The sequence below is a fragment of the Paractinoplanes toevensis genome, from assembly GCF_018332695.1.
Lineage (GTDB): Bacteria > Actinomycetota > Actinomycetes > Mycobacteriales > Micromonosporaceae > Actinoplanes > Actinoplanes toevensis.
Genome location: NZ_BOQN01000090.1, coordinates 19,699 through 42,285 on the forward strand (window position 1 = coordinate 19,699; position 22,587 = coordinate 42,285).

A 22,587-nucleotide genomic window follows, 5' to 3' on the forward strand; every position below is an offset into this window, starting at 1 on the left:
GCTGCCACGCAAGGCCGTCGCGGGCCGCCGGGTGGCAGCGACTTGCCACCATCGAGTCATGGATGACGATCAGTACCCCGGCAACCCGCTGGCGCCCATCGGCCTGCTCCTCAGCATCCTGGGCGGCCCGGTCGGCCTGATCGTCTCGTTCCTGGCCCTGCGCCGCGCCGACCGCACCGGCGAGGGCCGCAGGATGGCCGTGGCCGGCCTGGTCATCTCGGCGGTCTGGCTGGTGGCCGGTGTGTTCACCCTGGCCAACATCGCCAACCCCGGCGACCCACCGATCGACGAGTCCATGATCGCCCGCCCCACCGGCACCACGGTAACGGTGAACCCCGACGTGCCCGACGAGACGACACCCCCGGCCATCACCGCCCGTGACCTGGCATCAAAGGGCAAGACCTTCACCCTGTCCGGCCACGCCATAACGGAGAGCGCCGAGAACGAGGTGCTCACCACCGTCGACGGCGTCCGCGTCCTGCTGCGCGGCACCCCACTGGGCGACCTGGCGGAGGACGACGACTTCGACGCCACCGTGACGGTGACCGGCACGAAGGCCAACGGCCTCCCGCTGCAGCCAAGCCCGTAACCGCCTCGCCCAGCGCGAGCTGCTCCTTCGACGCGGCACCCAGCGCGACCTGCACCCTCGACGCGGCGGTCGGCGGCGCCAGCCGGCATGGAGTCGTGCGGGCGGTGCTCAGCGGGCGAACCGCCGATCTTGAGGAGTTTCGGTCGCGGGCCGGGCGCCCCGAACGGATTGCCCAGATCTTGATGACTTGCCGTGCGGAGCTTGCCGGAACTCAACATGATCGCGATGCGAGCCCTGCTCTGATCGGCGAAATGCCGGATATTGGACGATTGCTGAGCGAGGTTGTCCATCTCGTGGGCTGAGCAGCCAGTATCCGGGAGCGGTGTCTTGCTTTTGAGACGGGCGCTCGGCATGCGGGAGGGCAGGCCAGCATGTAGGAACGCGGACCTGGGCTCATCGGTTCCTAGAAAACCAGGCCGCCGGTGGCGCGGAGGTTCTGGCCGGTGATCCAGCCGCCGTCGGCGGAGACCAGGAACGCGACCACGGCGGCGATGTCATCCGGAGTGCCCAGCCGCCCGAGCGTGGTCAGCTGGGCCGCCCGCTCGCGGGCCTCGTCGGAGTTGGCCGCCCGCTGCATATCGGTGTCGGTGGCGCCCGGCGATACTGTGTTGACGGTGATCCCGCGCGGCCCGAGCTCCTTGGCCGCGACCGCGGTGACCTGCTCGAGGGCGGCCTTGCTCGCGCAGTAGAGCGACAGCCCCGGCCCGGCCAGCACGGTGTTCAGCGTGGAGATGTTGACGATCCGCCCGCCGTCCCGCAGCAGCGGGATCGCCCGCTGGATGGCCAGCAGCGGAAACCGGAAGTTGACCGTGAACACCCGGTCGATCTCTTCGGCGGTCAGCTCCGCGATCGGCGTCTGCGACACGACCGCCGCGTTGTTGACCAGAATGTCGAGCCCGTCCCCCACCTGCTCGAAGATCGCCGCCAGATTCCCGAGATCCCCCTGATCGGCCCGCACCGCCACGGTCCCGTCGACGAGATCCACCGGCTCCTCGTGCGCATAGGTGAACACCACCCGCGCCCCCGCCCCGGCGAGCCGAGCCACGATGGCCCGCCCGATCCCCCGCGAGCCACCCGTCACAACCGCCGTCTTCCCGCTGAGCGTCATGCCCGGCAACGCTAGACAACCCCCGCGGCCGGGTATTGAACAAATGCGCGCACTTTCCCCGGAAACGCCGACATCGCCGTCGCCGCGCGCAGAACTAGCCGCAACGCCGAGCGGAGCGGCGGCTCTCAGGGGACGGCGGTGGGTGCCATAGGCCGATGCTGAACGAAAGCCCGCAGCTCGCCGGGCGTGACGCCGGCCATGACTCGCGTCTCCCGTGTCAGGTGCGGCTGGTCGGCGTATCCGCTCTCGATCGCGACCTCCGCCAGCGCCAGTCCCTCGGCGAGGAGCTGAACGGCTCGCTGGAATCGGGTGATCCGGCCCACCGCCCCCGGCGGGAGCCCGAACGCGTCCCGGACCTCACGCTCCAGTCCGCGCCGCGCCACCCCCAGCTCGGCCGCGAGATCCCCGATCCGCAGTCGGCCGCCGGCCCGCTGCAGCCGCCGCCAAGCCGCCATGGCCAGGTCGGACTCCGCCCACTCCGGTCCGCGCAAGCCGCACACGCCGCCCGCTGTCGGCAGGCCGAGGCGGGTTGCCAGCAAGCGGTTCAAGAGGTCGAAGCGGCCCGGCCACGTTGCTGCTGCGGCCAGCCGTTCCGGCAGGTCGGTGGCCCATCGGCCGGGCAGCTCGTCGAGTCGCACCGTTCTGCCGGTCAGCTCGCGCATCGGCACGCCGAGCAGGCCCGCCGCGCCGGCCGGTGTCAGCCCGACCGTGATGCCGTGCCCCCAGGTAGTCGGGCCGTTCGTGGTCGTTTCCGCGCGCGGGCCGGTGACCAGCGCCTTTTCCTCGGCGAAGTCCACGATGAGCGCGGCCAGGCTGATCGGCAGCAGCCGGTGCGGGATGGCGCGCCCGGTCAGCGACCGGAACCCGCCGTACCCGATCACGTGGCCCCGCAGCCGGCGCGCGGGGTTGCACTCGGCGGTCTCGCACCCGGCCGCTTCCGGGCGGACCGGCACGGAGTGGATCACCGCAGCGCCCGGCTGGTCATTCTCCCAGCCTTCTCGTGCCCCTGCCGGAAGGTCAAGCCTCAGACCTTGGTGGGCAGGCGGCGGTGCAGCTCGGCGATCAGGACCTCGGGGCCGGGGGACATCAGGCCTACGTCGACCAGGTAGGAGACCTCGCCGCCGCGCTTGCGCGTCCGGGGTGCGCGGCCCACACCGTCACCCACCGTCGCAAAGTCCGGGGCGATCGGGGTGACCACCAGCTCCCGGAACGGGCCCCAGTGCCGCAGCGACACCGTGGCGACGCCGGCCCAGGGCAGATGCACGGGCTTGCGGCCGGTGGCGGCGAAGTCCAGGCCGTGCATGGAGCTGTGCAGCCAGCCCAGGCGCTTCCAGGCCAGCAGCAGGATGGCGGCGGACAGGACGGCTGGGACGATCAGGGCCATCTCCAGGAAGGTCACCACGCTGCCGGCCGGCAGCGGGTCACCGAAAGCCAGCCGCATCAGCAGGTACAGGCCGAGACAGATCACCCACACGGCCGCGGTCACCCACAGCATGGTCACGTAAACCATGGCTCGGGGCTGGAAGAACGTCACGGTGTCGTCGGCCGGTCCGAGGACTTGGTCGATGTGCGCCACCGTTGCATTATGCGGGTTTATAGAGCGGTTTGTCGGTCTCAACGGGATTATGGCGTTATGACCGTGACGACGGCGATGTCGGCGCACCGGCTCACGGACCCGGACGAGCCGCTCTTCGCCGCTGCCTCCGCGCTGTTCGACGAGTACCGGCAGCACTACGGCGCCAACCCGGCCCCGGAAGCGGTCGCCGAGTGGGTGCTCGAACAGGTCCTCTCGTCCCGCGCCCGGATCTACGTGGCCGGGACGCCGACGGAGGCGTACGGCATCTGCTCGATCGCGGTCGTTCCGGCCGCCCTCACCCTGCGCACCGTCTGGCTGGTGCGGGATCTTTTCGTCGCGCCGCAGGCGCGCGGGATGGGCGTCGCCCGCGCCCTGCTCGCGCAGGTCGCGGGCGAGGCCCGGACAGCCGGCGCGCACCGGCTGTCACTGCACACCGAGATCACCAATACCAGAGCAATTGAGCTGTACGCCCAGAACGGTTACACCGTGCTGACCGACGTGGCCCTGATGGATCACGTTCTGTAGCCGTCAGACGGCGGACACCTGGTCGAGCTCCGGGGCCGGCACCGGGACCTTCGGCGCGGCGGCCATCTTGCGCTCGTACGTCCGGGTGGCGGTCCAGAGCTTGTAGATCAGCAGCAGCTCGAAGCCGATCATCAGAGCCGACGAGATCAGCGTGGTCCCGATGATCCAGTTCACCAGCGGACCGACGATGAACACGAACATCATGAACTCGATGCCGCTGAACACGTGCGCCCGGATCCGCTGCCGGATCAGCGCGTTGCGGAACCGGATGAACAGGCCGAACCGGTTACGGAAGTCGCTGTGCACGTCGACCACGTGGTCGGCCTCGGACACCGCGTCCACGGACACCGGGTGCTCGTCCGACTCGTCCTCGACGAAGCTCACCGGGGCGGCGTCCGGTCCGCGTACGGCCGTCAGGTTGTCCTTCATCACGGTCTTGACCTTGCCCATCTGCAGGGCGTTCAGGTACCGGAACATGTCCAGGAAGAGCACCAGGCCGGCGAGCCAGACGAAGAGGAAGTCGTGGGTCCGCTCGTACTGACCGCCGAACAGCCCGATCGTGCACACCACGACCCGGAGCCGGTCGAAGACGTAGTCGAGCCACTGCCCGAACACTGAGCCGGTCCCGTTCAACCGGGCGATCTTGCCGTCCATGCAGTCGAGCACGAAGCTGACGTGGAACAGCAGCGCGCCGAGCGCCAGCCAGCCGTAACTACCCTGCCAGAAGCTGGCGGCCGCACCGATGCCGATCAGGAATGCCAGGAAGGTGAGCAGGTTGGGCGTGACCCACCGCCACGGTGCCACCAGCCAGACGAGGCGTGAGGCCAGCGGATCGACGAGCCAGACGGTCCACCACGCATCCCGCCGCTTGTAGGTCCGGGAGCGGATTTCGCCGAGAGCGACCCGTCGCGCCATGCAACAACTCCACCAGGGTGCCGAAAAGTGAACAAAGGAACGCGCGGACCTTACCGGAACTATAACGACGGACGGAAGCCACGTTTGCCCCGCCGTGGCAGGATCTTGGGGCGGCCTTCGGTCGCGGCACGATGTCGGCCTTCGGGAGGCACACGATGGACGCCGACCACGTAACGGGCGATCTCGAAACGGTACTGCTCACCGAGGAGCAGATCCTGGCGCGAGTCGACGCGCTCGCCGCTGAGCTGCACGAACGCTACGCCGGCACGGTTCCCGTGATGATCGGCGTGCTGGGTGGTGCCGCCACCTTCACGGTCGATCTGGCCCGCGCCTACCCGGCTCCGGTGGAGATCGCCTGGATGGCGCTCAAGTCGTACAGCACCCGCAACCGTGCCTCCGGCTCGGTCCGCCTTCTGAAGGACCTCGAGGTGGACATAACCGGTCGCGACGTGATCATCGTAGATGGCGTCATCGACACCGGCCTCACCATGGCCTGGATGCTCAGCAATCTGGCCCAGCGCTCACCCCGATCGATCGCGGTCTGTGCGCTGCTCCGCAAGCCCGACACGGCCCGCTTCGCCGACACTCCCACGCACGTCGGTTTCGACGTCGGCCCGGGGCTGATCGTCGGGTACGGCCTGGACTATCAGGGCAAATACCGCAATCTACGCTGCGCGGCGATTCTGGCCCCGCAACTGACCCTGTGACGCGGCTCTCTGCGGCGGGGGCTGAGCGCCGCGCGCGGCGCGGCCACCGAGTGCCGCACACGCACCGCACGTAGGCTGTCACCTATGACTGAGTTCGACGGCCTACCGCTGCTTCGCTCCCCTGTGGCCATCGCTGCCTTCGAGGGCTGGAACGATGCTGCGGATGCTTCCACCGCGGCCGTGGAACACCTCGAGCAGGTGTGGCAGGCCCGGGAGATCTCCACGATCGACCCGGAGGACTTCTACGACTTCCAGGTGAGCCGCCCCACCATCACGATGGCCGAGGGCGAGACCCGGAAGATCGAATGGCCGACCACCCGTTTCACGGTCGCCAGCCCCGAGGGCGCCGACCGCGACGTGGTGCTGATCCGCGGCATCGAGCCGAGCATGCGCTGGCGCACCTTCTGCGAGCAGGTCCTCGAGCTGTGCCACAGCCTGGAGGTCACCCGCATCGTGCTGCTGGGCGCCCTGCTCGCCGACGTGCCCTACACCCGCCCCCTGCCGATCAGCGGCTCGGCGAGCGACAACAACATCGCCGACAAGTACAAGGTGGTGCCGACCCGCTACGACGGGCCCACCGGCATCGTCGGCGTCCTGCACGAGGCGGCCGGGCGGGCCGACCTGGAAGCGCTGTCGTTCTGGGTGCACGTCCCGCACTACGCCAACAACCCGCCCTGCCCGAAGGCGACCCTCGCCCTGCTGAGCCGCCTGGAGGACGTCCTCGACCTGCCGGTCCCGATGGCCGACCTGGCCGAGGAGGCCGACGAGTGGGAGAAGCGGGTCCGGGTGGCCGCCGAGCAGGACGCCGAGCTCGGTGAATACGTTCGCGAGCTCGAGGAGCGCGTCGGCGACGAGGGCATCCAGCCGCTGACCGGCGACGAGATCGCCAGCGAGTTCGAGAAGTACCTGCGTCGCCGCGGCGGCTCGGCCGGCCCCACCGCCGGCTCCTGGTAACCGCGCCCCGGCCCGATGGCGCCCGCCGGTGAACCCGGGCGTCATCGGCCAGGCCGCCGGCCTGTTCGCCGTCACCAACATCGACGACATCCTGATCCTCGCCCTGTTCTTCGCCCAGGGCGCCGGCCACCGCCGGACCACCCGGAACATCACGCTCGGCCAGTACCTCGGCTTCACCGGGATCGTCGCGGTCGCCGGCGCCGCCGCGTTCGGGGCCACCCTCCTGCCGGAGCGCTTCATCCCGTACCTCGGTCTGCTGCCGTTGATCCTCGGCATCAAGGCCGCCGTGCAGGCCTGGCGGCATCGTGACGACCACGAGGAGGAGGAGAGCCGGAACGGCGCCCCGCGGATCCTCGAGGTCGCCACCGTGACCTTCGCCAACGGCGGCGACAACATCGGCGTGTACGTGCCGGTCTTCGCCACCGCCGGAGCCGGCGGCATGACCGTCTACGTCGCCGTCTTCCTCGTCCTGGTCGCCCTGTGGGTCGCCGCCGGCCGATACTTCGCCACCCGGCCGCTGATCGCGCGGGCGCTCGGCCGATGGGGACACGTGCTGCTGCCGGTGGTGCTGATCGGCATCGGTCTGCTCATCCTCATCGAGGGCGGCGCTTTCGGCGTGTCGTAGCGTGGCTCACAGCCGCCGGAGGCATCCTAGGAACCTAGGGGTCAGGAGGTCGGCATGACGATCAATCCAGGGGCGGCGGAGTTCCCCCACCGGCAGATCGCCTCGCAGCTGCGGGAGCGCATCCGCCGCGGGGACTGGCAGCCCGGTGAGCGGCTGCCGTCCATCCCGGCGATGGCCGAGATGTTCGGCGTGGCCAAGCAGACCGTGCAGCGCACCGTCGACCAGCTGCGCGTCGAGGGCATCCTGATCACCAAGCCCGGCTCCGGGACGTACGTCCGGGGCACCCGCCGCCGGCTCAACCGGCTCTCCCGCGGCCGTTACGGCGCCCACCGCGGCTACCACGCCGATCTCGCCGCCCGCTACCGGCAGCAACTGGTGACGGTCGGCCGGGAACCGGCGCCGGCCGAGGTCGCCGACGCGTTCGGGGTGCGCGACGGCACCGAGATGCTGGTCCGCCGGCACATCGTGCGCACCGACGACGCGACCGTCGAGCTGGGCGCTTCCTGGTTCCGGGTGGCCGAGACGTCCGGCACCTCGCTCGAACGGGCCGAGGCCTTCGGGCGCCCGCTCTACCAGGAGGCCGAGGAAGCGCTGGGCAAACGGTACGCGTCGGCCACCGACACGATCAGCGCCCGCCAGCCCAGCCGCGACGAGGCCGAGATCCTGCAGATCCGCCCGGACACGCCGGTGCTGCACCTGCTGCACGTCGCCTTCGACGAAACCCGCAAGCCCATCGAGGTCGCCCAGGCGACCTGGCCCGGCCCGATGACCACGCTCACCGAGGAATACCGGATCCCGGCCCCCGTGCCGACCCCCGACCCGGGGCCGGGCCTCGCCCTGACCTAGTGCCTGTTTCGTAGGGTTCCGGGGCCGCTCACCCGCGGAGCTTGCGGAGGAACCGGGGAAAGTGCGGGTCGCAGCGCGCCGGCTCGATCTCGGCCGGCGACCACCAGCGGACCCGGTGGAACTCGCCGCGGTCCGGAGTCAGCGGCTGGTTCCGGTCACAGTGGAGGACGTACCAGAGGCTGACGTCGGTGTGCCCCGAGTCGATGCCGACGGTCCGGGTGACGGTCAGGAAGAGCGGCGCCTCGTCCGGCGTGGCGGTCAGCCCCAGCTCCTCGGCCACCTCGCGGACGGCGGTGTCGTGCGGGTCCTCCCCCGGCTCGACGTGGCCGCCCGGCGGCAGCCACAGGCCGGCGTTGATGTGGTCGACCAGCAGGACGTTGCCGTCGGCGTCGACCGGAACCACGTACGAGACCAGATGCTGATCGGGCTCGGCCGGCTTGACCCGCCGGAAGACGTCGTCGGTGGACGCGAGCCACTCGAGCGTCTGCGACCGGTGCTCGGCCTCCAGGGTGTCCCCCGGCTCGATGCCGGTCACGATCTTCTGAACAATCCCCACCCCAGCGAGCATCGAGCCATGATGCCATTCCGGCCCCGGCTCACGGTCTTACAACACGACAAAGGCCCGAGAAGCCGTACGGCTTCTCGGGCCTTTGTCAGACCTTCAGCTGATCATCAGCAGAAGCTGCTGGAGCCGTTCCCGAAGAGGAAGCCGAGCCCGCTGAGGGTGCCATCGCCGATGAGCGAGACGTCCTGGTCGACATTGCCGTTGTTGGAGAAGTAGTTGTACTCGCTGCTGTACAGCGCGGGGCAGCTGGCGGAGGCCGAGGAGGATGCGGCGGCGGGTCCCGCGAGAGCGAGGCTCGCGCCGGTGGCCACGACGAGGCCAGCCAGGAACATAACCGAACGGCGCATGATAATTCCTTTCGAGCGAAATTAGGACCACAGAAAGTCTGGCGGTTCGTCTCGAAAAATGTGGCCGTTTTCTAAAAAGTCCGACGAAGGTGGGTTTTTACGGCAAAACCCGGCGCAGGTGCTCGGGAGGGGCTAACTTGCCACGCCTTCTACCTGCGGTTATGCAGATCTCAGATCGTCGTGAAGCTGCCGTCACGCTGTCGCCGGGCAGACCGACGCCGACGACGAACCTCCGCACACAGCCTGAACGCGACACGCCGGACAGCGGCGAACGTAACCCGAAGACTCGGATCAGCCGTTGCGTCTGGGTCGTTCATGCCGACCCGGGGCTGGGGTGATTCGGCCGGCGGCGGCGACCCTCCCGACGCTCTTGCCGCCGGAGGTGATCCGCTCGGCGATTGCGGTTCTCCACCACCTGGGGATGCGCGCCTGCACCAGCGCCGAGGTGATGGCGGTGGTGAAGGGCGACGGGTATGGGCCCGGCATGCTGCCGTCCGCTCGGGCGGCGCCGGTCGGCGGGGCGACCTGGCTAGGTGTGGCGACCGACGGGCCTCGCGATCTCTCGCTTCCGGAGGGCAAGCAGATCGGCGGCGTGCGGCAACAGGATCGGCGGAGTGAGCTCCCGCATCGCGAGAAGGCCGGCGATCGGACCCCGGCGCGTCGCCGCGTCAATCGCGTGCTGGGCCTCCGGCGACAACGACTCCCAGGTCCGCCCGGCCGCACACATGCCACAGAGCTCGCCGACGTGCCCGGTGTCGGCGACCGCGCGGTGCGTCGTGCAGCCCGGGCAGGCGGACTGGAACATGCTGAACGAAGGGTCAGAGGCGGATGCCCAGGAGGGCGTCGACCGTGCGGGACATCGTGGCTGGGGAGGACTCGTCGTCGCCCACGGCGGTCAGGGCCGCCTCGCACCACGCGTCTACCACCGCCAGGGCGGCGGGGGCGTCCAGGTCGTTGGACAGGCACTCGCGGACTGCTGCCAGCAAGCCCTCGCCGGACGGGCCGGTGGGGGCCGCGGCCGCTGCTCGCCAGCGGGCCAGGCGCTCCTGGCCGGTTTTCAGGACGTCGTCGGTCCACTCCCGGTCGGAGCGGTAGTGGTCGGCCAGCAGGCCCAGGCGCACTGCCATCGGGTCCACCCCGTCGCCTCGCAGGCGGGACACGAAGACCAGGTTGCCCTTGGACTTCGACATCTTCTCACCGTCCAGGCCGATCATGCCGGCGTGCACGTAGTGGCCGGCGAAGGGCTCGGCGCCGGTCAGCACCTCGGCGTGCGCCGCCGAGCACTCGTGGTGGGGGTAGAGCAGGTCGTTGCCGCCGCCCTGGACGTCGATGGTGTCGCCCAGCAGGCCCAGGGCGATCGTCGCGCACTCGATGTGCCAGCCGGGGCGGCCCGGGCCCAGGTCGCCGCCGTCCCAGGCGGGCTCGCCGTCGCGGGCGCCGCGCCACAGCAGGGGGTCGAGCGGGTCGCGCTTGCCGGGGCGCTCCGGGTCGCCGCCGCGCTCCGCGGACAGGACCGTCATGTCGTCGCGGGACAGGTTCGACTCGTAGCCGAAGCGCGGGGCCGCGGCGATCGCGAAGTAGACGTCGCCGGTGCCGTCGTCGAGGGTGTAGGCCGCGCCGGACGCCAGCAACTCGCGCACGTGCCCCGCGATGGCGGGGATCGACTCGACCGCCCCGACGTAGTGCGCCGGCGGGATGATGCGCAGGGCTTCCATGTCTTCGCGGAACAGGGCCGTCTCGCGCATGGCCAGGACGATCCAGTCCTCACCGTCGCGGGCCGCTCGCTCCAGCAGCGGGTCGTCGATGTCGGTCACGTTCTGCACGTAATTGACGGCGAGACCGGCGTCTCGCCACGCCCGGTTGACCAGGTCGAACGTGATCATGGTGGCGGCGTGACCCAGATGGGTGGCGTCGTAGGGGGTGATGCCGCAGACATACATCGTCGCGGTCTTGCCGGGCGTGGTCGGCTCCACCGCCTGCCGGGCCGTGTCGAACAGCCGCGGCGGCGCCGCGTCACCCGGCAGAGTCGGCACGTCGTGCCCGGTCCATGCGTCCATGGTCAGAAGCCTATCGAGCCGGTATGACAGAAACGGCGGCCGTGAGGTTTACCTCACTGTCACAAACCGAAGTGTGCGATCACCAGTTCGGCGACGGCTGCGGGCGACAAATCCGTATTGTCCACGCGGAGGTAATCGGGGTTTCCGGCGAACTCATCGATCGAGTTCAGCCGGTGGTCGGCGTCCAGGGCCAGGAGCAGGTCGCGGGAGGTGGCCACGTCCCGCTTCGACGGCTTCTCGGCCAGGCGCCACTCGTGCTCGTTGCGGCGCAGCCGCTCCTCCTGGGTGGCCTCCAGCTCGACGTAGAGGACGCGGCCGTCACGAGCCCGGAACGCCGTCGCGTACCGGTCGACCGACTCGTCGCAGGACGGCAGGTCGAACGCCCACACGTAGGTGAAGATCATGCCGGGCAGGTCGCTCGCCGCCACCTCCTCGAACAGGGCGCTGCGGAAACCCTCGACCAGGCGGGCGAAGGGCGGGCTGCCGAACTCGAAGAAACGCAGCACCGGCTCGATCGCCATGTGGTTGTGGAACAGCGGAAACCCGGTGCGCGAAGCGATCTCATGACCCACCGCCATCTTGCCGACGGCGGGTGGGCCGAGGATGAACAGCAACGTCGGTGCGGGCACGCGGGAAGGGTAACGGCGAGGGACGGGCGACCGCGCACGGTTTTCGGGCGCAGATCCGCCCGGCAGGAGGCAAAGCCGGCGAGACGCGAAGCCGGCGAGACGCGAAGCCGGCGGGACGCAAAGCCGGCGGCGAAAGGCGAAAGGCCGGCGTCGGACGGTTTCGGGGGCCGGGCCCGCCCGGCGGCGGGGCGCGGAGGGCGAGCTGCACGCAGCCGGCCATCCAGAGGCGGGATCGAGCCACGCCGTACTCGAAGATTTAGACCGGAGGCCAGGGAATGGCCGGCCAATCCTGTGGGGGTTTGGGGAAACGGCCGGAGCGTTGCAGGCGGCGCACGCGCAGGCGGACGTGCTGGACCTCGGTGACCGTCAGGTGTTGCTCCAGGCTTTCGCCGAGGGAGCCGTCGAGCTCGGCGGCCAGTTTGGCCAGAACCTCGCCGGCCTCGCCGATCAGGGACTTGCCGGTCCAGCCCCAGAGGACCGTGCGCAGCTTGTTCTCGATGTGGAAGCTCACGCCGTGGTCGACGCCGTGGATCGTGCCGGTCGCGGGGTAGAGGACGTGGCCGCCCTTGCGGTCGGCGTTGTTGATGATCGAGTCGAAGACCGCCAGGCGGGCCAGGCGTGGGTCGTCGGCGTGGGCCAGGGCGTACGCGTCGCCGTCGTCGTCGCGGGCGTTCGCCACCGGCAGCCAGCCCGGCGGCACGTCGTAGGCCGGGACGAAACCGATCAGGGACTCGGCGTCGTCGGGCTCGTCGATCCAGAGCTGGAGGGCGCCGGGGCCGAGCGGGCCGTCACGCAGGATGGTCGGCGGCACCACGTCCCAGCCTGTGGCCTGGGAGACCAGGAACGCGGAGACCTCGCGGCCGGCCAGCGTGCCGTCGGGGAAATCCCACAGCGGGCGCTCGCCGCGGACCGGTTTGTAGACGCAGCGGCGGGTCAGGCCGTCCAGCGTGATCTCGGCCCGCAGCGTCGTGTTCGAGGCGTCGACCAGACGGCCCTCGATCTCGATCTGCCCGCGGCTGAGCAGCTCGATGGCATCGCTCTCCGCGAGCGTCACCGGTGGTAACCGTTGTGCCGGGGGCAGAGGTGACCGGCCGGGTCGAGAGGCTGGCCGCAGAGTGGGCACGGCGGCCGGCCGGCGGCGACGACGCGGCGGGCCCGGTCGATGAACGCCCTGGTCGCCTCGGGGCTCAGCCGGACGCGCAGGCGGTCGAGATCGTCGTCGGGCTCGTCGTCGTCCTCGTCATCATCGTCGTCGTCGTCATCGTCGGTGTCGGGGACGTCCTCGCCCAGCTCGATCTCGACCTCGGCCTCACCGGCCTCGATCGCCTCGATGACCACGGTGCCGCTGTCGACGTCGAAGGCCAGGCCCAGCGTGCCGACCCGGAACTCCTCGTCGACGGGGGTGTCGAGCGGCTCGTTGTCGTGGCCGGCCAGGATCGGGGCGTCGGGCAGGTCGACGCCGAAGCGTTTGTTGGCCTCGATCAGCAGTTCCTCGAGCTTTTCGGCGAGGAGCGACACCTGCACTTTTTCCAGCGCGACGCTGATCACCCGCCCGCCACCGCGGGCCTGGAGGAAGAACGTCCGGTCGCCCGGCTCGCCCACCGTCCCGGCCACGAACCGCTCGGGCGGCTCGAACGAGTGCACCTGGTGGCTCATGCGGACAACCCTATCGACCCTCGCGCGGGATCGCGCACCCTGCGTGCCCCGGTTCGCCGAGGGCGCAACGGACACCCACCTGGGGTAACACGCCGGTCACACAGCGCCGCTGGCGGCTCCCCCGCCGACGGCGGCGTCCGAGTCGGTGGTCGCGCTTTTGGGGGGTACGAGGGTAGCCAGGTCACCGCCCTCGTTGACCCGCACGACGAACGGCCTCGCCGGCGTGTAGCGGATGACGCTGATCGAGGCGGGGTCGACCGCGATGCGCTGGAACTGGTCGAGGTGCAGGCCGAGGGCGTCGGCGATGATGGCCTTGATCACATCGCCGTGCGAGCAGGCGAGCCAGAGGGCTTCCGCGCCGTGCTCCGCGGTGATCTTCGCGTCCCAGCGCCGGATGGTCGCGACGGCTCGCGCCGACATTTCCGACATGGCCTCGCCGTTGGGAAATGTCACGGCACTGGGGTGCTGCTGGACCACCGGCCAGAGCGGGTCCTTCGACAGCTCCTTGAGCTGCTGACCTTCCCAGTCGCCGTAGCCGCACTCGATCAACCCGTCGTCCTCGATCACCTCCGCCGCGGGAAGCGCCAGCTCGACCGTGTTGCGACATCTTTTCAGCGGGCTGGACACCACGGCGGCCAGCGGCAGGACACTCAACCGCTCGCCGGCCCGGGCCGCCTGACGGCGGCCGGTCTCGTCGAGGTCGACCGGGCGCCGGCCGGCCAGTTCGCCGGAGGCGTTGGCGGTCGTACGCCCGTGGCGCAGCAGGAGGACGGTAGCCACTATTCCGTCACGCCCGACTCTTCGTACGCCTCCGCGACGATGCGCAGGGTGTCGATGCCGCTCTTCAGATCGCCGACGTAGGGGCTGATCGACAGCGTGCCGACCCCGGCCGCGGCGTACTGCTTGATCCGTTCCTTGACCTGGATCTTGTTGCCGATGATCGAGGTGCGCTCGATGAACTCCTGCGGGATCGCCTCGGCCGCCTCCGCCTTCTGACCGCTGAGGTAGAGGTCCTGCACCTTCTGGGCGGCGTCGGCGTAACCCATCCGGACCGCGAGCTGGTTGTAGAAGTTCTGCTCCCGGCTGCCCATGCCGCCGACGTAGAGCGCCGCGTAGGGCCGCACCACGTCGGCGCACCACGCGGTGTTGTCGCCGATCACGACGGGGACCGTGGGTGCCACGTCGAAACCGGTCAGGCCGAGGCCACGTTTGGCCCGCCCGCGCTCGATGTGCTGCAGATACTCCCCCGCGGCGTCGGGCGCGAAGAAGATCGCCAGCCAGCCGTCGGCGATCTCGCCGGCCAGCTCCAGGTTCTTCGGGCCGACCGCGGCCAGGTAGATCGGGATTTCCGTACGCGGCGGGCGGAAGCCCAGCTTGAGCGCCTTGCCCGGCCCGTCGGGCAGCGGCAGCGTGTAGTGCTCGCCGGAGAAGGACACCGGCTCGCGGGCGATCGCCTTCTTGACGATCTCCACATACTCCCTGGTGCGGCCGAGCGGCTTGGCGAACCGGACCCCGTGCCAGCCCTCGGAGACCTGCGGGCCGGAGACGCCCAGGCCGAGCCGGAACCGGCCGCCGGACAGGGCGTCGATGGTGGCCGCGGTCATCGCGGTCATCGCCGGGGTGCGCGCCGGGATCTGCATGACGGCCGCGCCGAGGTCGATCTGCCGGGTCTGGCCGGCCATCCAGGCGAGCATGCTGACCGCGTCCGACCCGTACGCCTCGGCCGACCACGCAACGGCGAAGCCGAGCCGGTCCGCTTCCTGGGCCATCGCCAGATGATCGGCGGGCGTCGTCCACGCCGCCTGATAACCGAGGCTGATTCCGAGCCGCACGTGTTCCTCCCGGTTTGCTGATCCTCCCTGCGAGCCTAGCCACCCACCGTCCGTAGTTTCCGTCCGGTAACCGACGCGGTTGACCTGGGCCGGAGCATTTCGTTACGGACACAGTGCGAATAAGGTTCACTCGTGCAACAACGACCGCTCGGCCGAAGCGGGCTGGCGGTCTCCCGGCTCGCCCTCGGCACCATGACCTGGGGACGGGACACCGATCCCGACGACGCGGCCGCCCAGCTCAAGATCTACCTGGAGGCCGGTGGCACCACCATCGACACCGCCGACGTGTACGGGGACGGCGACGCCGAATCGGTGATCGGCTCGCTGCTCGACCACCTGGTGCCGCGGGACGAGGTGGTGATCGCCACCAAGGCCGGTCTCACCCCGCACGGCTACCGCCGCCGCGACGGCTCCCGGGGCAACCTGCTGCGCTCGCTCGACACCTCGCTGCGCCGGCTCGGCACCGACTACGTCGACCTGTGGCAGGTGCACGGCTTCGACCCGATGACTCCGCTGGAGGAGACGCTCGCCGCGCTCGATCACGCGGTCTCCTCGGGCCGGGTGCGCTACGTCGGCGTGTCCAACTTCGCCGCCTGGCAGACGGCGCGCGCCGCGACCTGGCAGTCCGCCTATCCCGGCCGGGCCCCGATCGTCGCCTCCCAGATGGAGTACTCGTTGCTGGAGCGCGGCATCGAGCGGGAGTTGCTGCCGGCCTCGGCCGCCCTCGGCTTCGGGGTGCTGGCCTGGTCACCGCTCGGCCGCGGCGTGCTGACCGGCAAATACCGCAACGGCCGGCCGCTCGACTCGCGGGCCGCCACCGAGCACCTGGGCGCGTTCGTCCGCACCTACCTGGAACCGCGCAGCTCCAGCATCGTGCAGGCGGTGGTGACGGCGGCCGCCGGGCTCGGCGTGTCCCCGCTCGAGGTGGCGATCGCCTGGGTGCGTGATCGACCGGGGGTGGCCGCGCCGATCCTGGGTGCCCGCACCGCCGGGCAACTGCAGGGTGCGCTGCTGAGCGAGGAGCTGACGCTGCCCGCGGAGATCGCCGGCGCGCTCGACGACGTGTCCGCCATCGACCTCGGATATCCCGAGCGTGCGGGCGCCGACTACCCCGTCGGAGAGCACTAGCCGACCCGTGGATCGTGGGCGCATATTAGACGTCATGGACTACGAATACGCGCCGCTACGGTTGCCTTCGAATGTCGATCGCCTGACCGCGGCGGCGCAGCTCGCCATCCAGGCGGAGTTCTCCGGCTGGGAGCTGGCCCGGGTGCAACTCTTCCGGGACGGCAGCCGGAAAGTGGTGCTCCGCCGCCGCGTTCAGCCCAACCCCCAGCCGGGACTGTCGTACTGACTAGTGGTTGTGCCCGGCGTGGTCCTCTTCCTCATCCGGGAGGAAGGGGTGCTCGTCGAGCCTGCCCACCAGCAGGTCACCCTCCCGGGGAGCGAACGGGCCGTCGCCGTCCGAGTCCTCGTAGGCCTCGAGGTCGAGCGGCTCGGCGATCTCGCTCACCGTCAGCAGGCCGTCGAGCGGCTCGAGCTCGGGAACGTCGAGCGACGACAGTGAGCCGTCCCCCGCCTGCAGCAGCTCCAGCACGGCCTCGCCGACCGACTCGACCGCGCCGGCGTCCTCGTCCTCCGGCACCGTGTTGCGCCGGGCCGCGTCGGCCACCCGCAGCAGGGCGGCGACGCTGGGCACCCGGTAGTCGCGGCGCTGCCGCACCGAGATCACCTGCGGGTACGGGTCGGCGGACTCGGCCGCGTCCAGCCCGTCGACGCCCAGGCCGAACCGCTGGTCGGCCTCGTCGGGGTCGATCGACTCCACGTCCCACGGCGTGACCTCACCGAAGGCGTCGAGCAGCTTCTCGTCGTACGCGAACGACGCGTTGTTCAGGTCGACGTACGCCTGCCAGACGGCGTCGTCGTCGATGCGGCCCGCGGCCGCCTTGACCGCCGCGAGATGCGCCTTGGCGGCCTCTACGACGGCCTCGAGGGCGGCGTCGAGTTCCGCGTTCTGGTCGCTCATCTATCGGGTCCTTCCGGGAAAATACGAAGAATCAGCTGTTACGGAGCAGACGGTCCAGCACACGCACGCCGAACTCTAGTCCCTCCACCGGAACCCGCTCGTCGATGCCATGGAACAGCGCGGCGAAGTTCAGCTCCGGGGGAAGGCGCAGCGGCGCGAACCCGAAACAGTTGATCCCGAGGGTCGCGAACGCCTTCGCGTCGGTGCCGCCGGACATCAGATAGGGCACCGTCCGGGCACCCGGGTCCTCGGCCCGCAGGGCCGCGCCCATGGCGTCGACCAGGGCACCACCGAACTCGGTCTCGACCGCCGGCTGCTGCTGGATGTGCTCGATCTCGATGTCCGGCCCGATGATCTCGCGCAGCTCGGCCAGGAACGACTCGGCCTCCCCGGGCAGGGTGCGGCAGTCGATGGTGGCGGAGGCCTTGCCGGGGATCACGTTGTCCTTGTAACCGGCCTCGAGCCGGGTCGGGTTCGCGGTGTTCCGGATGGTCGCGCCGATCAGGTTGGCGATCGGGCCCAGCTTGGCGACGGCCGTCTCCGGGTTGTCCGGGTCGAGGTCGATGCCGAGCGCGTCGCTGACCTCCTGCAGGAACCGCCGGACGGTGGGCGTGACGACGACCGGGAAGCGGTGCCGGCCGACCGCGGCGACGGCCTCGGCCAGGGCGGTGACCGCGTTGTCGTCGTGGATGAACGAGCCGTGGCCGGGCCGGCCGGTAGCGTTCAGCCGCAGCCAGTTGAGGCCTTTCTCGGCCGTCTGCACCAGGTAGAGCCGGAGGTTGTCGTTCACCGTGTAGGAGTAGCCGCCGACCTCGCCGACCGCCTCGGTGCAGTCCTCGAGCAGGTCGCGGTGCTTGCGGACGAGGAACTGCGAGCCGAACTCCATGCCGGCCTCCTCATCGGCGGTGAAGGCCAGCACGATGTCGCGGGGCGGGACGTAGCCGGTGCGCTGCCAGTCGCGGACGACGGCCAGCATCATGGCGTCGAAGTCCTTCATGTCGATCGCGCCCCGGCCCCACAGGAAGCCGTCCTTCTCCTCACCGGCGAACGGCGGCACCGACCACTCGGACGCGTCGGCCGGCACCACGTCGAGGTGGCCGTGCACGAGCAGGGCACCCCGGCTGCGGTCGGCGCCGGGGATGCGGGCGATCAGGTTGGCCCGTTTCGGCGCCGACTCGTGCAGGACGGAACTGATGCCCACCTCGTCGAGCTTCGCCGCCACGTATTCGGCGGCGACGCGTTCCCCGACCGTGGTGTCCGGGTCGCCGGTGTTGGTGGTATCGATGCGCAGCAGGTCACGGCAGATGCCGGTGACCTCCGCGGCGGCGCTGGTCTCCATCCGCCCTTCATACCAGCAGTTTGATAAATCATCCGGTCGGGTACCGGCGGTGCCGTGTCCGCACTGAATCTTCCCCCGCTCCCGCCGGTCGGCGGCGAGACCACCGGCCGCAACGTGGTGGACGTCCTGAACCAGCAGCACCGCGACCTGGTCGCGCTCAGCGAGCGTCTGGCGGCGGAGCCCGGCGACAAGCGGCTGGCCGGCGTCGTGATCGCCGAGCTGTCCCGGCACCTGTCGGCCGAGGAGCAGTACCTCTATCCCGCCATCAAGCAGGCGGTGCCGGGCGGCGAGGACCTCGCGGCCCGCGAGCTTGCCGAGGATCACACCCTGCTGGTTCTGCTGAAGAGGCTGGACCGGGGCGAGCCGGCCGCCGCCGAGGTGGCCGAGGCGGTGCGACGGCACGTGGCCGCCGACGCCGAGGAGCTGCTCCCGGTTCTGATGCAGATGGTCCCGGTCGAGGATCTGATCCGGGTCGGCAACCGGGTGGAGATGGCCGCGGAGGCCGCGCCGACCCGCCCGCACCCGGGTACGCCGTCGGCGCCGCCGTGGAACAAAATTGTCGATCCCGCCGTCGCGGTAGTCGACAAATTACGCGATGTCGCCACTCGCCGGACCACGTACATTGGCGATTTGTAATGTTACCGCCCGGTTCTGTAACCGGTTTGTCACATGTGGAGGATCTTTCGGCAGGCCCGAGGGCTAGCCTTCGATGTCTCGAAGGTCCTAACGTCACGCTATGAACCTGGAGCTCCGGCATCTCAAGGTGGTCTGCGCCATCGCGGAAACCGGCAGCGTGACCAAGGCTGCGTCACAGCTCGGGCTCGCCCAGCCGGCCTTGACCGCGCAACTGCAACGCATCGAGCGCACCCTCGGGGGTCCCCTGTTCGAGCGTGACCGCCGCGGTGCGCGGCCCACGGCGCTCGGCGAGCTCGTACTATCCCGTGCCCGGGTCCTTCTGCCTGCCATGAAAGGCCTGCAGGACGAAGCGGCCCGGCTGGCCGGGGCGACCGACAGCGAGATCATGAGCCGATACCGGATCGGCGCGCTCGGCGGCCCGATCCTGGGCGGCATGGTCTACCGGCTGTCCATGGCCCAGCCCGACGCGCAGATCACCACCCACGCGTCGTACTACGTCGAGGAACTCGCCACCATGCTGCAGGGCGGCAAACTCGACTACGCCCAGGTGGGAGTGTGCGGCGACGCCATGCCCGCGGCCGACTACGGCCTGGTCTGGCAGACCGTCGCGGTCGACGCGGTCTGTGTGCTCATGCCCGACGACCACCCCGGCACCAAGCAGATCGACGTCGACCTGGCCGAGCTGGCCCACGAGCAGTGGGTGGGCAGCACCGGCGACGGCTGCTTCGCCGAGTGCTTCGCGGCGGCCTGCGCCCGCTCCGGCTTCACCCCGCGCCGGGTCCTCGAGACCGACGTGCGCGGCTGTGTCGACATGGTCGAATCCGGGCTCGCGCTCGGCCTGTGCCAGCCGACGTTCCGGCCGCCGGCCGGCCTGACCTCCCGGCCGATCCGCACCGCGCCGCTGCGCTGGCGCCAGGTGATCGGCTGGCACCCGGAGTCGCCGGCCGCCCGCAGCGCGCCCAAGCTGATCGAGATGGCGGTCGCCGCCTACCAGGAGGTAGTGTCCCGCAATCCGCTCTACGTGGAGTGGACCAAGGAATACCCGCACCTGGGCGGCGGCTCCGTGGAAAACATGACCCCGCTCAGCATGAGCTGAGCGGGGCCTGAATCCGAATCAGACGTCGAACGTCAACCTGCCGTCGGCGACGTCCACCTTGACCGTGCGGCCGGCCGCCAGCTCATTGCTGAGCAGCAGCTTCGACAGCCGGTTGTCCAGTTCACGCTGGATGGTGCGGCGTAGCGGCCGGGCCCCGAACTCGGGCTGGAAGCCCTTGTCGGCCAGCCAGTCGACGGCCTCCGTGCTGATCTCCAGGGTGACGTCCTGCGCGTGCAGCCGGCGCCGGGTCTCCTGCAGCATCAGCTCGGTGATCTGCCGCAGCTGGTCGGTCTCCAGCTGCCGGAAGACGATGATCTCGTCGATCCGGTTGATGAACTCGGGCCGCAACTGCTCCTTGAGCCGCCGGTCGAGCCGGTCGCGCAGTTCCTCGTCGGCCTTGTCGGAGTCGAATCCGGCCCCGAAGCCGACACTGCGCCGCGTCCCGCTGATGATGTCCGAGCCGATGTTGCTCGTCATGATCAGCACGGTGTTCTTGAAGGACACCGTCCGGCCCTGGCTGTCGGTCAGCCGCCCGTCGTCCAGCACCTGAAGCAGGATGTTGAACACGTCCGGGTGCGCCTTCTCGATCTCGTCGAGCAGCACCACACTGTACGGACGGCGGCGGACCGCCTCGGTGAGCTGCCCGGCCTCGTCGTAGCCGACGTATCCGGGCGGGGCACCGACCAGCCGCGACACGGTGTGCCGCTCCTGGAACTCGCTCATGTCGAGCCGGATCATCCGGTCCGAGTCACCGAACAGCGCGTCCGCGAGCGACCGCGCCAGCTCGGTCTTGCCGACACCGGTCGGGCCGAGGAACAGGAAGCTGCCCACCGGCCGTTCCGGGTCGCCCAGCCCGGCGCGCGAGCGGCGCACCGCCTCGGCGACGGCCTCGACGGCGTCGTCCTGGCCGACCACCCGGTCGTGCAGGTGCCCCTCGAGGCGCAGCAGGCGATCCCGCTCCTCCTCGGTGAGCTGCGACACCGGGATGCCGGTGGCCCGGGAGACCACCTCGGCGATGTCCGCGTCGGTGACCTGCGGAATGCCGGTCTTGTCCGACGAAACCGACTCGAGCCGGGCGCGAATGGCGTTCATCTCGTCACGCAGCGCGGAGGCCTTCTCGTAGTTCTCCGCCGCCACCGCCTGGTCCCGGTCGCGGGACAGCTGCTCCAGCCGCCGCTCGTCCTCCCGGGTGTCCGCCGACGGGGTCTTCACCCGCAACCGCACCCGCGCGCCGGCCTGGTCGATCAGGTCGATCGCCTTGTCCGGCAGGAACCGGTCGGTGATATAGCGGTCGGACAGCTCCGCCGCCGCGTCCAGCGCCGCGTCGGTGATCCGCACCTGGTGGTGCGCCTCGTAGTTGTCCCGCAGCCCGCGCAGGATCGCCACGGTGTCCTCGACACTCGGCTCGCCGATCAGCACCGGCTGGAACCGCCGGGCGAGGGCCGCGTCCTTCTCGATGTACTTGCGGTACTCGTCGAGCGTGGTCGCGCCGACCACCCGCAGCTGGCCACGGGCCAGAGCCGGCTTGAGCATGTTGGAGGCGTCCATGCCGCCACCGTCGCCGCCGCCACCGCCCGCACCCACCAGGGTGTGGATCTCGTCGAGGAAGACGATCAGGCCGTCCCCCTCGTTCTGGATCTCGTCGATGACCTTGCGCAGCCGCTCCTCGAAGTCGCCCCGGTAGCGGGTGCCCGCGACCAGGCCGGCCAGGTCGAGCTGGATGACCCGCTTGCCCTCCAGGGTCAGCGGCACGTCACCGTCCACGATGCGCTGGGCCAGGCCCTCGACGACGGCGGTCTTGCCGACGCCGGCCTCGCCGATCAGCACCGGGTTGTTCTTGGTGCGCCGGGACAGGATCTCCACGGCCTGCTCGATCTCGTCCGCGCGCCCGATCACCGGGTCGATCTCGCCGCGGCGGGCCAGTTCGGTGAGGTCCACGCCGTACTGCTCCAACGTCGGCGTCTTGCCGCCGCCGGTTGACGAAGGGCGGGCCGTGGGCTGCGGCTCGCCGCCCTGCAGGGCCTGCGGGTCGAGCTTGCCGGCCAGCAATCGGCCGGCCGCCGAGTCCGGGTTGAGGCCGAGCGCCATCAGGATGTGCTCCGGCCCGATGTAGGAGGAGCCGAGCGCCCGGGAGATCTGCAGGCTGTCCAGCAGTGCCCGCTTGGCCTGGGGGGTGAGCGCGACCTGCTCGGTCGGCGTCTCGCGGACTCCGGCCGGGCGGCCCAGCGCGGCGAGCAGCGACTCGGGGTCGGCGCCCGCCCGGCGCACGGTCTGCTTGATCCCGTCCTGCTGGAGTGCACCCCACAGCAGGTGGTCGGTGTCCAGGTCGGCGATGCCACGGTCCGGGTCGGCGAGTTCGGCGGCACGGCGGGCGGCTGCGGACAGCACCTCACGAGCGTCGCCGCTCATGTACTTCGTGATGTCGATGCGCTGCTGCCGGCGCGGCTCCGCCGCCCCGAAGAAGCGCGAGAACAGGTCGTCCCAGTTGTCCGGGCCACCCGGCCCGATCGGTCCGATGCTCATAAGTCTTCTTCTCTCCTGGTACGTCCTGACCTTATT

26 protein-coding genes are annotated in these 22,587 nt (G+C 70.3%); 10 read left to right on the top strand and 16 right to left on the bottom strand.

Going from position 1 to position 22,587, the window contains the following annotated elements; genetic code table 11:
* Positions 1–58: 58 nt before the first annotated feature.
* The gene (locus Ato02nite_RS34920; RefSeq protein ID WP_213010947.1) at positions 59–589 is read left to right on the top strand and encodes a DUF4190 domain-containing protein; all 531 of its coding nucleotides are present in this window, start codon (positions 59–61) and stop codon (positions 587–589) included.
* A gap of 403 nt (positions 590–992) precedes the next feature.
* On the opposite strand, the gene Ato02nite_RS34925 is transcribed toward Ato02nite_RS34920, so the two are convergent.
* The 3 genes from Ato02nite_RS34925 to Ato02nite_RS34935 form a co-directional block, all read right to left on the bottom strand.
* Positions 993–1,697, bottom strand: coding sequence for an SDR family NAD(P)-dependent oxidoreductase (locus Ato02nite_RS34925; protein WP_213010948.1), 705 nt, complete (start codon positions 1,695–1,697; stop codon positions 993–995).
* A gap of 125 nt (positions 1,698–1,822) precedes the next feature.
* Positions 1,823–2,662, bottom strand: a complete 840-nt coding sequence (locus Ato02nite_RS34930; protein WP_213010949.1) for a helix-turn-helix domain-containing protein — start codon at positions 2,660–2,662, stop codon at positions 1,823–1,825.
* A gap of 59 nt (positions 2,663–2,721) precedes the next feature.
* A complete protein-coding gene (locus tag Ato02nite_RS34935) occupies positions 2,722–3,273 on the bottom strand; it encodes a hypothetical protein (RefSeq protein WP_213010950.1) in 552 nt (183 codons plus the stop codon).
* Positions 3,274–3,330: 57 nt separating this feature from the next.
* Here Ato02nite_RS34935 and Ato02nite_RS34940 point away from each other — a divergent pair, with 57 nt between their 5' ends.
* Positions 3,331–3,798: a GNAT family N-acetyltransferase gene (locus tag Ato02nite_RS34940; protein WP_213010951.1), complete on the top strand. Its 468-nt coding sequence runs from the start codon at positions 3,331–3,333 to the stop codon at positions 3,796–3,798.
* Positions 3,799–3,801: 3 nt separating this feature from the next.
* On the opposite strand, the gene Ato02nite_RS34945 is transcribed toward Ato02nite_RS34940, so the two are convergent.
* Positions 3,802–4,713, bottom strand: a complete 912-nt coding sequence (locus Ato02nite_RS34945; protein WP_213010952.1) for a CDP-alcohol phosphatidyltransferase family protein — start codon at positions 4,711–4,713, stop codon at positions 3,802–3,804.
* Between the two features lie 155 nt (positions 4,714–4,868).
* On the opposite strand from Ato02nite_RS34945, the gene hpt reads away from it, so the two are divergent.
* The 4 genes from hpt to Ato02nite_RS34965 all read left to right on the top strand — a co-directional run bounded on the left by hpt (position 4,869) and on the right by Ato02nite_RS34965 (position 7,845).
* A complete protein-coding gene (gene hpt, locus Ato02nite_RS34950) occupies positions 4,869–5,420 on the top strand; it encodes a hypoxanthine phosphoribosyltransferase (RefSeq protein ID WP_213010953.1) in 552 nt (183 codons plus the stop codon).
* A gap of 84 nt (positions 5,421–5,504) precedes the next feature.
* Complete coding sequence (locus tag Ato02nite_RS34955) at positions 5,505–6,374, top strand: PAC2 family protein (protein WP_213010954.1); 870 nt, start codon at positions 5,505–5,507, stop codon at positions 6,372–6,374.
* A 28-nt stretch (positions 6,375–6,402) separates the two neighbouring features.
* Entirely contained in the window at positions 6,403–6,999 is a 597-nt protein-coding gene (locus tag Ato02nite_RS34960) for a cadmium resistance transporter (RefSeq protein ID WP_213010955.1), read from the top strand.
* A gap of 54 nt (positions 7,000–7,053) precedes the next feature.
* Positions 7,054–7,845, top strand: coding sequence for a GntR family transcriptional regulator (locus tag Ato02nite_RS34965; RefSeq protein ID WP_213010956.1), 792 nt, complete (start codon positions 7,054–7,056; stop codon positions 7,843–7,845).
* A 28-nt stretch (positions 7,846–7,873) separates the two neighbouring features.
* Here the strand turns inward: Ato02nite_RS34965 and Ato02nite_RS34970 are convergent, their stop codons facing one another.
* From Ato02nite_RS34970 to Ato02nite_RS35015, 9 genes are all read right to left on the bottom strand, one after another.
* The gene (locus Ato02nite_RS34970) at positions 7,874–8,401 is read right to left on the bottom strand and encodes an NUDIX hydrolase (protein ID WP_246607836.1); all 528 of its coding nucleotides are present in this window, start codon (positions 8,399–8,401) and stop codon (positions 7,874–7,876) included.
* A gap of 116 nt (positions 8,402–8,517) precedes the next feature.
* The gene (locus tag Ato02nite_RS34975) at positions 8,518–8,757 is read right to left on the bottom strand and encodes a hypothetical protein (protein WP_213010958.1); all 240 of its coding nucleotides are present in this window, start codon (positions 8,755–8,757) and stop codon (positions 8,518–8,520) included.
* A gap of 529 nt (positions 8,758–9,286) precedes the next feature.
* A complete protein-coding gene (locus tag Ato02nite_RS34985; protein ID WP_213010959.1) occupies positions 9,287–9,562 on the bottom strand; it encodes a hypothetical protein in 276 nt (91 codons plus the stop codon).
* A gap of 13 nt (positions 9,563–9,575) precedes the next feature.
* A complete protein-coding gene (gene mshC / locus Ato02nite_RS34990; protein ID WP_213010960.1) occupies positions 9,576–10,814 on the bottom strand; it encodes a cysteine--1-D-myo-inosityl 2-amino-2-deoxy-alpha-D-glucopyranoside ligase in 1,239 nt (412 codons plus the stop codon).
* A gap of 59 nt (positions 10,815–10,873) precedes the next feature.
* Positions 10,874–11,443, bottom strand: a complete 570-nt coding sequence (locus tag Ato02nite_RS34995; protein ID WP_213010961.1) for a DEAD/DEAH box helicase family protein — start codon at positions 11,441–11,443, stop codon at positions 10,874–10,876.
* A 256-nt stretch (positions 11,444–11,699) separates the two neighbouring features.
* Positions 11,700–12,497 carry an SCO1664 family protein gene (locus tag Ato02nite_RS35000; protein WP_213010962.1) on the bottom strand — a complete coding sequence of 266 codons (798 nt, stop codon included), beginning with the start codon at positions 12,495–12,497 and terminating at the stop codon, positions 11,700–11,702.
* The gene (locus tag Ato02nite_RS35005) at positions 12,494–13,099 is read right to left on the bottom strand and encodes a DUF3090 domain-containing protein (protein ID WP_213010963.1); all 606 of its coding nucleotides are present in this window, start codon (positions 13,097–13,099) and stop codon (positions 12,494–12,496) included. The genes Ato02nite_RS35000 and Ato02nite_RS35005 overlap by 4 nt, the downstream gene beginning before the upstream one ends.
* 96 nt (positions 13,100–13,195) lie before the next feature.
* Positions 13,196–13,879: a histidine phosphatase family protein gene (locus Ato02nite_RS35010; RefSeq protein ID WP_213010964.1), complete on the bottom strand. Its 684-nt coding sequence runs from the start codon at positions 13,877–13,879 to the stop codon at positions 13,196–13,198.
* Complete coding sequence (locus Ato02nite_RS35015) at positions 13,879–14,931, bottom strand: LLM class F420-dependent oxidoreductase (protein ID WP_213010965.1); 1,053 nt, start codon at positions 14,929–14,931, stop codon at positions 13,879–13,881. The genes Ato02nite_RS35010 and Ato02nite_RS35015 overlap by 1 nt, the downstream gene beginning before the upstream one ends.
* Before the next feature lie 132 nt (positions 14,932–15,063).
* Here Ato02nite_RS35015 and Ato02nite_RS35020 point away from each other — a divergent pair, with 132 nt between their 5' ends.
* A complete protein-coding gene (locus Ato02nite_RS35020; protein WP_213010966.1) occupies positions 15,064–16,059 on the top strand; it encodes an aldo/keto reductase in 996 nt (331 codons plus the stop codon).
* A gap of 34 nt (positions 16,060–16,093) precedes the next feature.
* Complete coding sequence (locus Ato02nite_RS35025) at positions 16,094–16,285, top strand: DUF5703 family protein (RefSeq protein WP_213010967.1); 192 nt, start codon at positions 16,094–16,096, stop codon at positions 16,283–16,285.
* Here Ato02nite_RS35025 and Ato02nite_RS35030 read toward each other — a convergent pair whose 3' ends face one another.
* Together Ato02nite_RS35030 and Ato02nite_RS35035 are read right to left on the bottom strand one after the other, a co-directional pair.
* Positions 16,286–16,957 (bottom strand): hypothetical protein, encoded by a 672-nt coding sequence (locus tag Ato02nite_RS35030; protein WP_213010968.1) that lies wholly within the window; start codon positions 16,955–16,957, stop codon positions 16,286–16,288.
* A gap of 31 nt (positions 16,958–16,988) precedes the next feature.
* Positions 16,989–18,296 (bottom strand): M20/M25/M40 family metallo-hydrolase, encoded by a 1,308-nt coding sequence (locus Ato02nite_RS35035; protein ID WP_213010969.1) that lies wholly within the window; start codon positions 18,294–18,296, stop codon positions 16,989–16,991.
* Between the two features lie 54 nt (positions 18,297–18,350).
* Between Ato02nite_RS35035 and Ato02nite_RS35040 the strand changes: the two genes are divergently transcribed.
* Entirely contained in the window at positions 18,351–18,932 is a 582-nt protein-coding gene (locus tag Ato02nite_RS35040) for a hemerythrin domain-containing protein (RefSeq protein ID WP_307854152.1), read from the top strand.
* Between the two features lie 100 nt (positions 18,933–19,032).
* Positions 19,033–20,028: a LysR family transcriptional regulator gene (locus Ato02nite_RS35045; RefSeq protein WP_213010970.1), complete on the top strand. Its 996-nt coding sequence runs from the start codon at positions 19,033–19,035 to the stop codon at positions 20,026–20,028.
* An 18-nt stretch (positions 20,029–20,046) separates the two neighbouring features.
* Here Ato02nite_RS35045 and Ato02nite_RS35050 read toward each other — a convergent pair whose 3' ends face one another.
* Positions 20,047–22,551 carry an ATP-dependent Clp protease ATP-binding subunit gene (locus tag Ato02nite_RS35050; protein WP_213010971.1) on the bottom strand — a complete coding sequence of 835 codons (2,505 nt, stop codon included), beginning with the start codon at positions 22,549–22,551 and terminating at the stop codon, positions 20,047–20,049.
* Between the last annotated feature and the right edge of the window lie 36 nt (positions 22,552–22,587).

Coding starts and splice junctions, on each gene's coding strand:
- hpt (WP_213010953.1), top strand. CDS start 4,869: ATGGACGCCGACCACGTAACGGGCGATCTCGAAACGGTACTGCTCACC.
- Ato02nite_RS34945 (WP_213010952.1), bottom strand. CDS start 4,713: ATGGCGCGACGGGTCGCTCTCGGCGAAATCCGCTCCCGGACCTACAAG.
- Ato02nite_RS34965 (WP_213010956.1), top strand. CDS start 7,054: ATGACGATCAATCCAGGGGCGGCGGAGTTCCCCCACCGGCAGATCGCC.
- Ato02nite_RS34955 (WP_213010954.1), top strand. CDS start 5,505: ATGACTGAGTTCGACGGCCTACCGCTGCTTCGCTCCCCTGTGGCCATC.
- Ato02nite_RS35025 (WP_213010967.1), top strand. CDS start 16,094: ATGGACTACGAATACGCGCCGCTACGGTTGCCTTCGAATGTCGATCGC.
- Ato02nite_RS35045 (WP_213010970.1), top strand. CDS start 19,033: ATGAACCTGGAGCTCCGGCATCTCAAGGTGGTCTGCGCCATCGCGGAA.
- mshC (WP_213010960.1), bottom strand. CDS start 10,814: ATGGACGCATGGACCGGGCACGACGTGCCGACTCTGCCGGGTGACGCG.
- Ato02nite_RS35050 (WP_213010971.1), bottom strand. CDS start 22,551: ATGAGCATCGGACCGATCGGGCCGGGTGGCCCGGACAACTGGGACGAC.
- Ato02nite_RS34975 (WP_213010958.1), bottom strand. CDS start 8,757: ATGCGCCGTTCGGTTATGTTCCTGGCTGGCCTCGTCGTGGCCACCGGC.
- Ato02nite_RS34940 (WP_213010951.1), top strand. CDS start 3,331: ATGACCGTGACGACGGCGATGTCGGCGCACCGGCTCACGGACCCGGAC.
- Ato02nite_RS34925 (WP_213010948.1), bottom strand. CDS start 1,697: ATGACGCTCAGCGGGAAGACGGCGGTTGTGACGGGTGGCTCGCGGGGG.
- Ato02nite_RS35005 (WP_213010963.1), bottom strand. CDS start 13,099: ATGAGCCACCAGGTGCACTCGTTCGAGCCGCCCGAGCGGTTCGTGGCC.
- Ato02nite_RS35030 (WP_213010968.1), bottom strand. CDS start 16,957: ATGAGCGACCAGAACGCGGAACTCGACGCCGCCCTCGAGGCCGTCGTA.
- Ato02nite_RS34985 (WP_213010959.1), bottom strand. CDS start 9,562: ATGTTCCAGTCCGCCTGCCCGGGCTGCACGACGCACCGCGCGGTCGCC.
- Ato02nite_RS35035 (WP_213010969.1), bottom strand. CDS start 18,296: ATGGAGACCAGCGCCGCCGCGGAGGTCACCGGCATCTGCCGTGACCTG.
- Ato02nite_RS34920 (WP_213010947.1), top strand. CDS start 59: ATGGATGACGATCAGTACCCCGGCAACCCGCTGGCGCCCATCGGCCTG.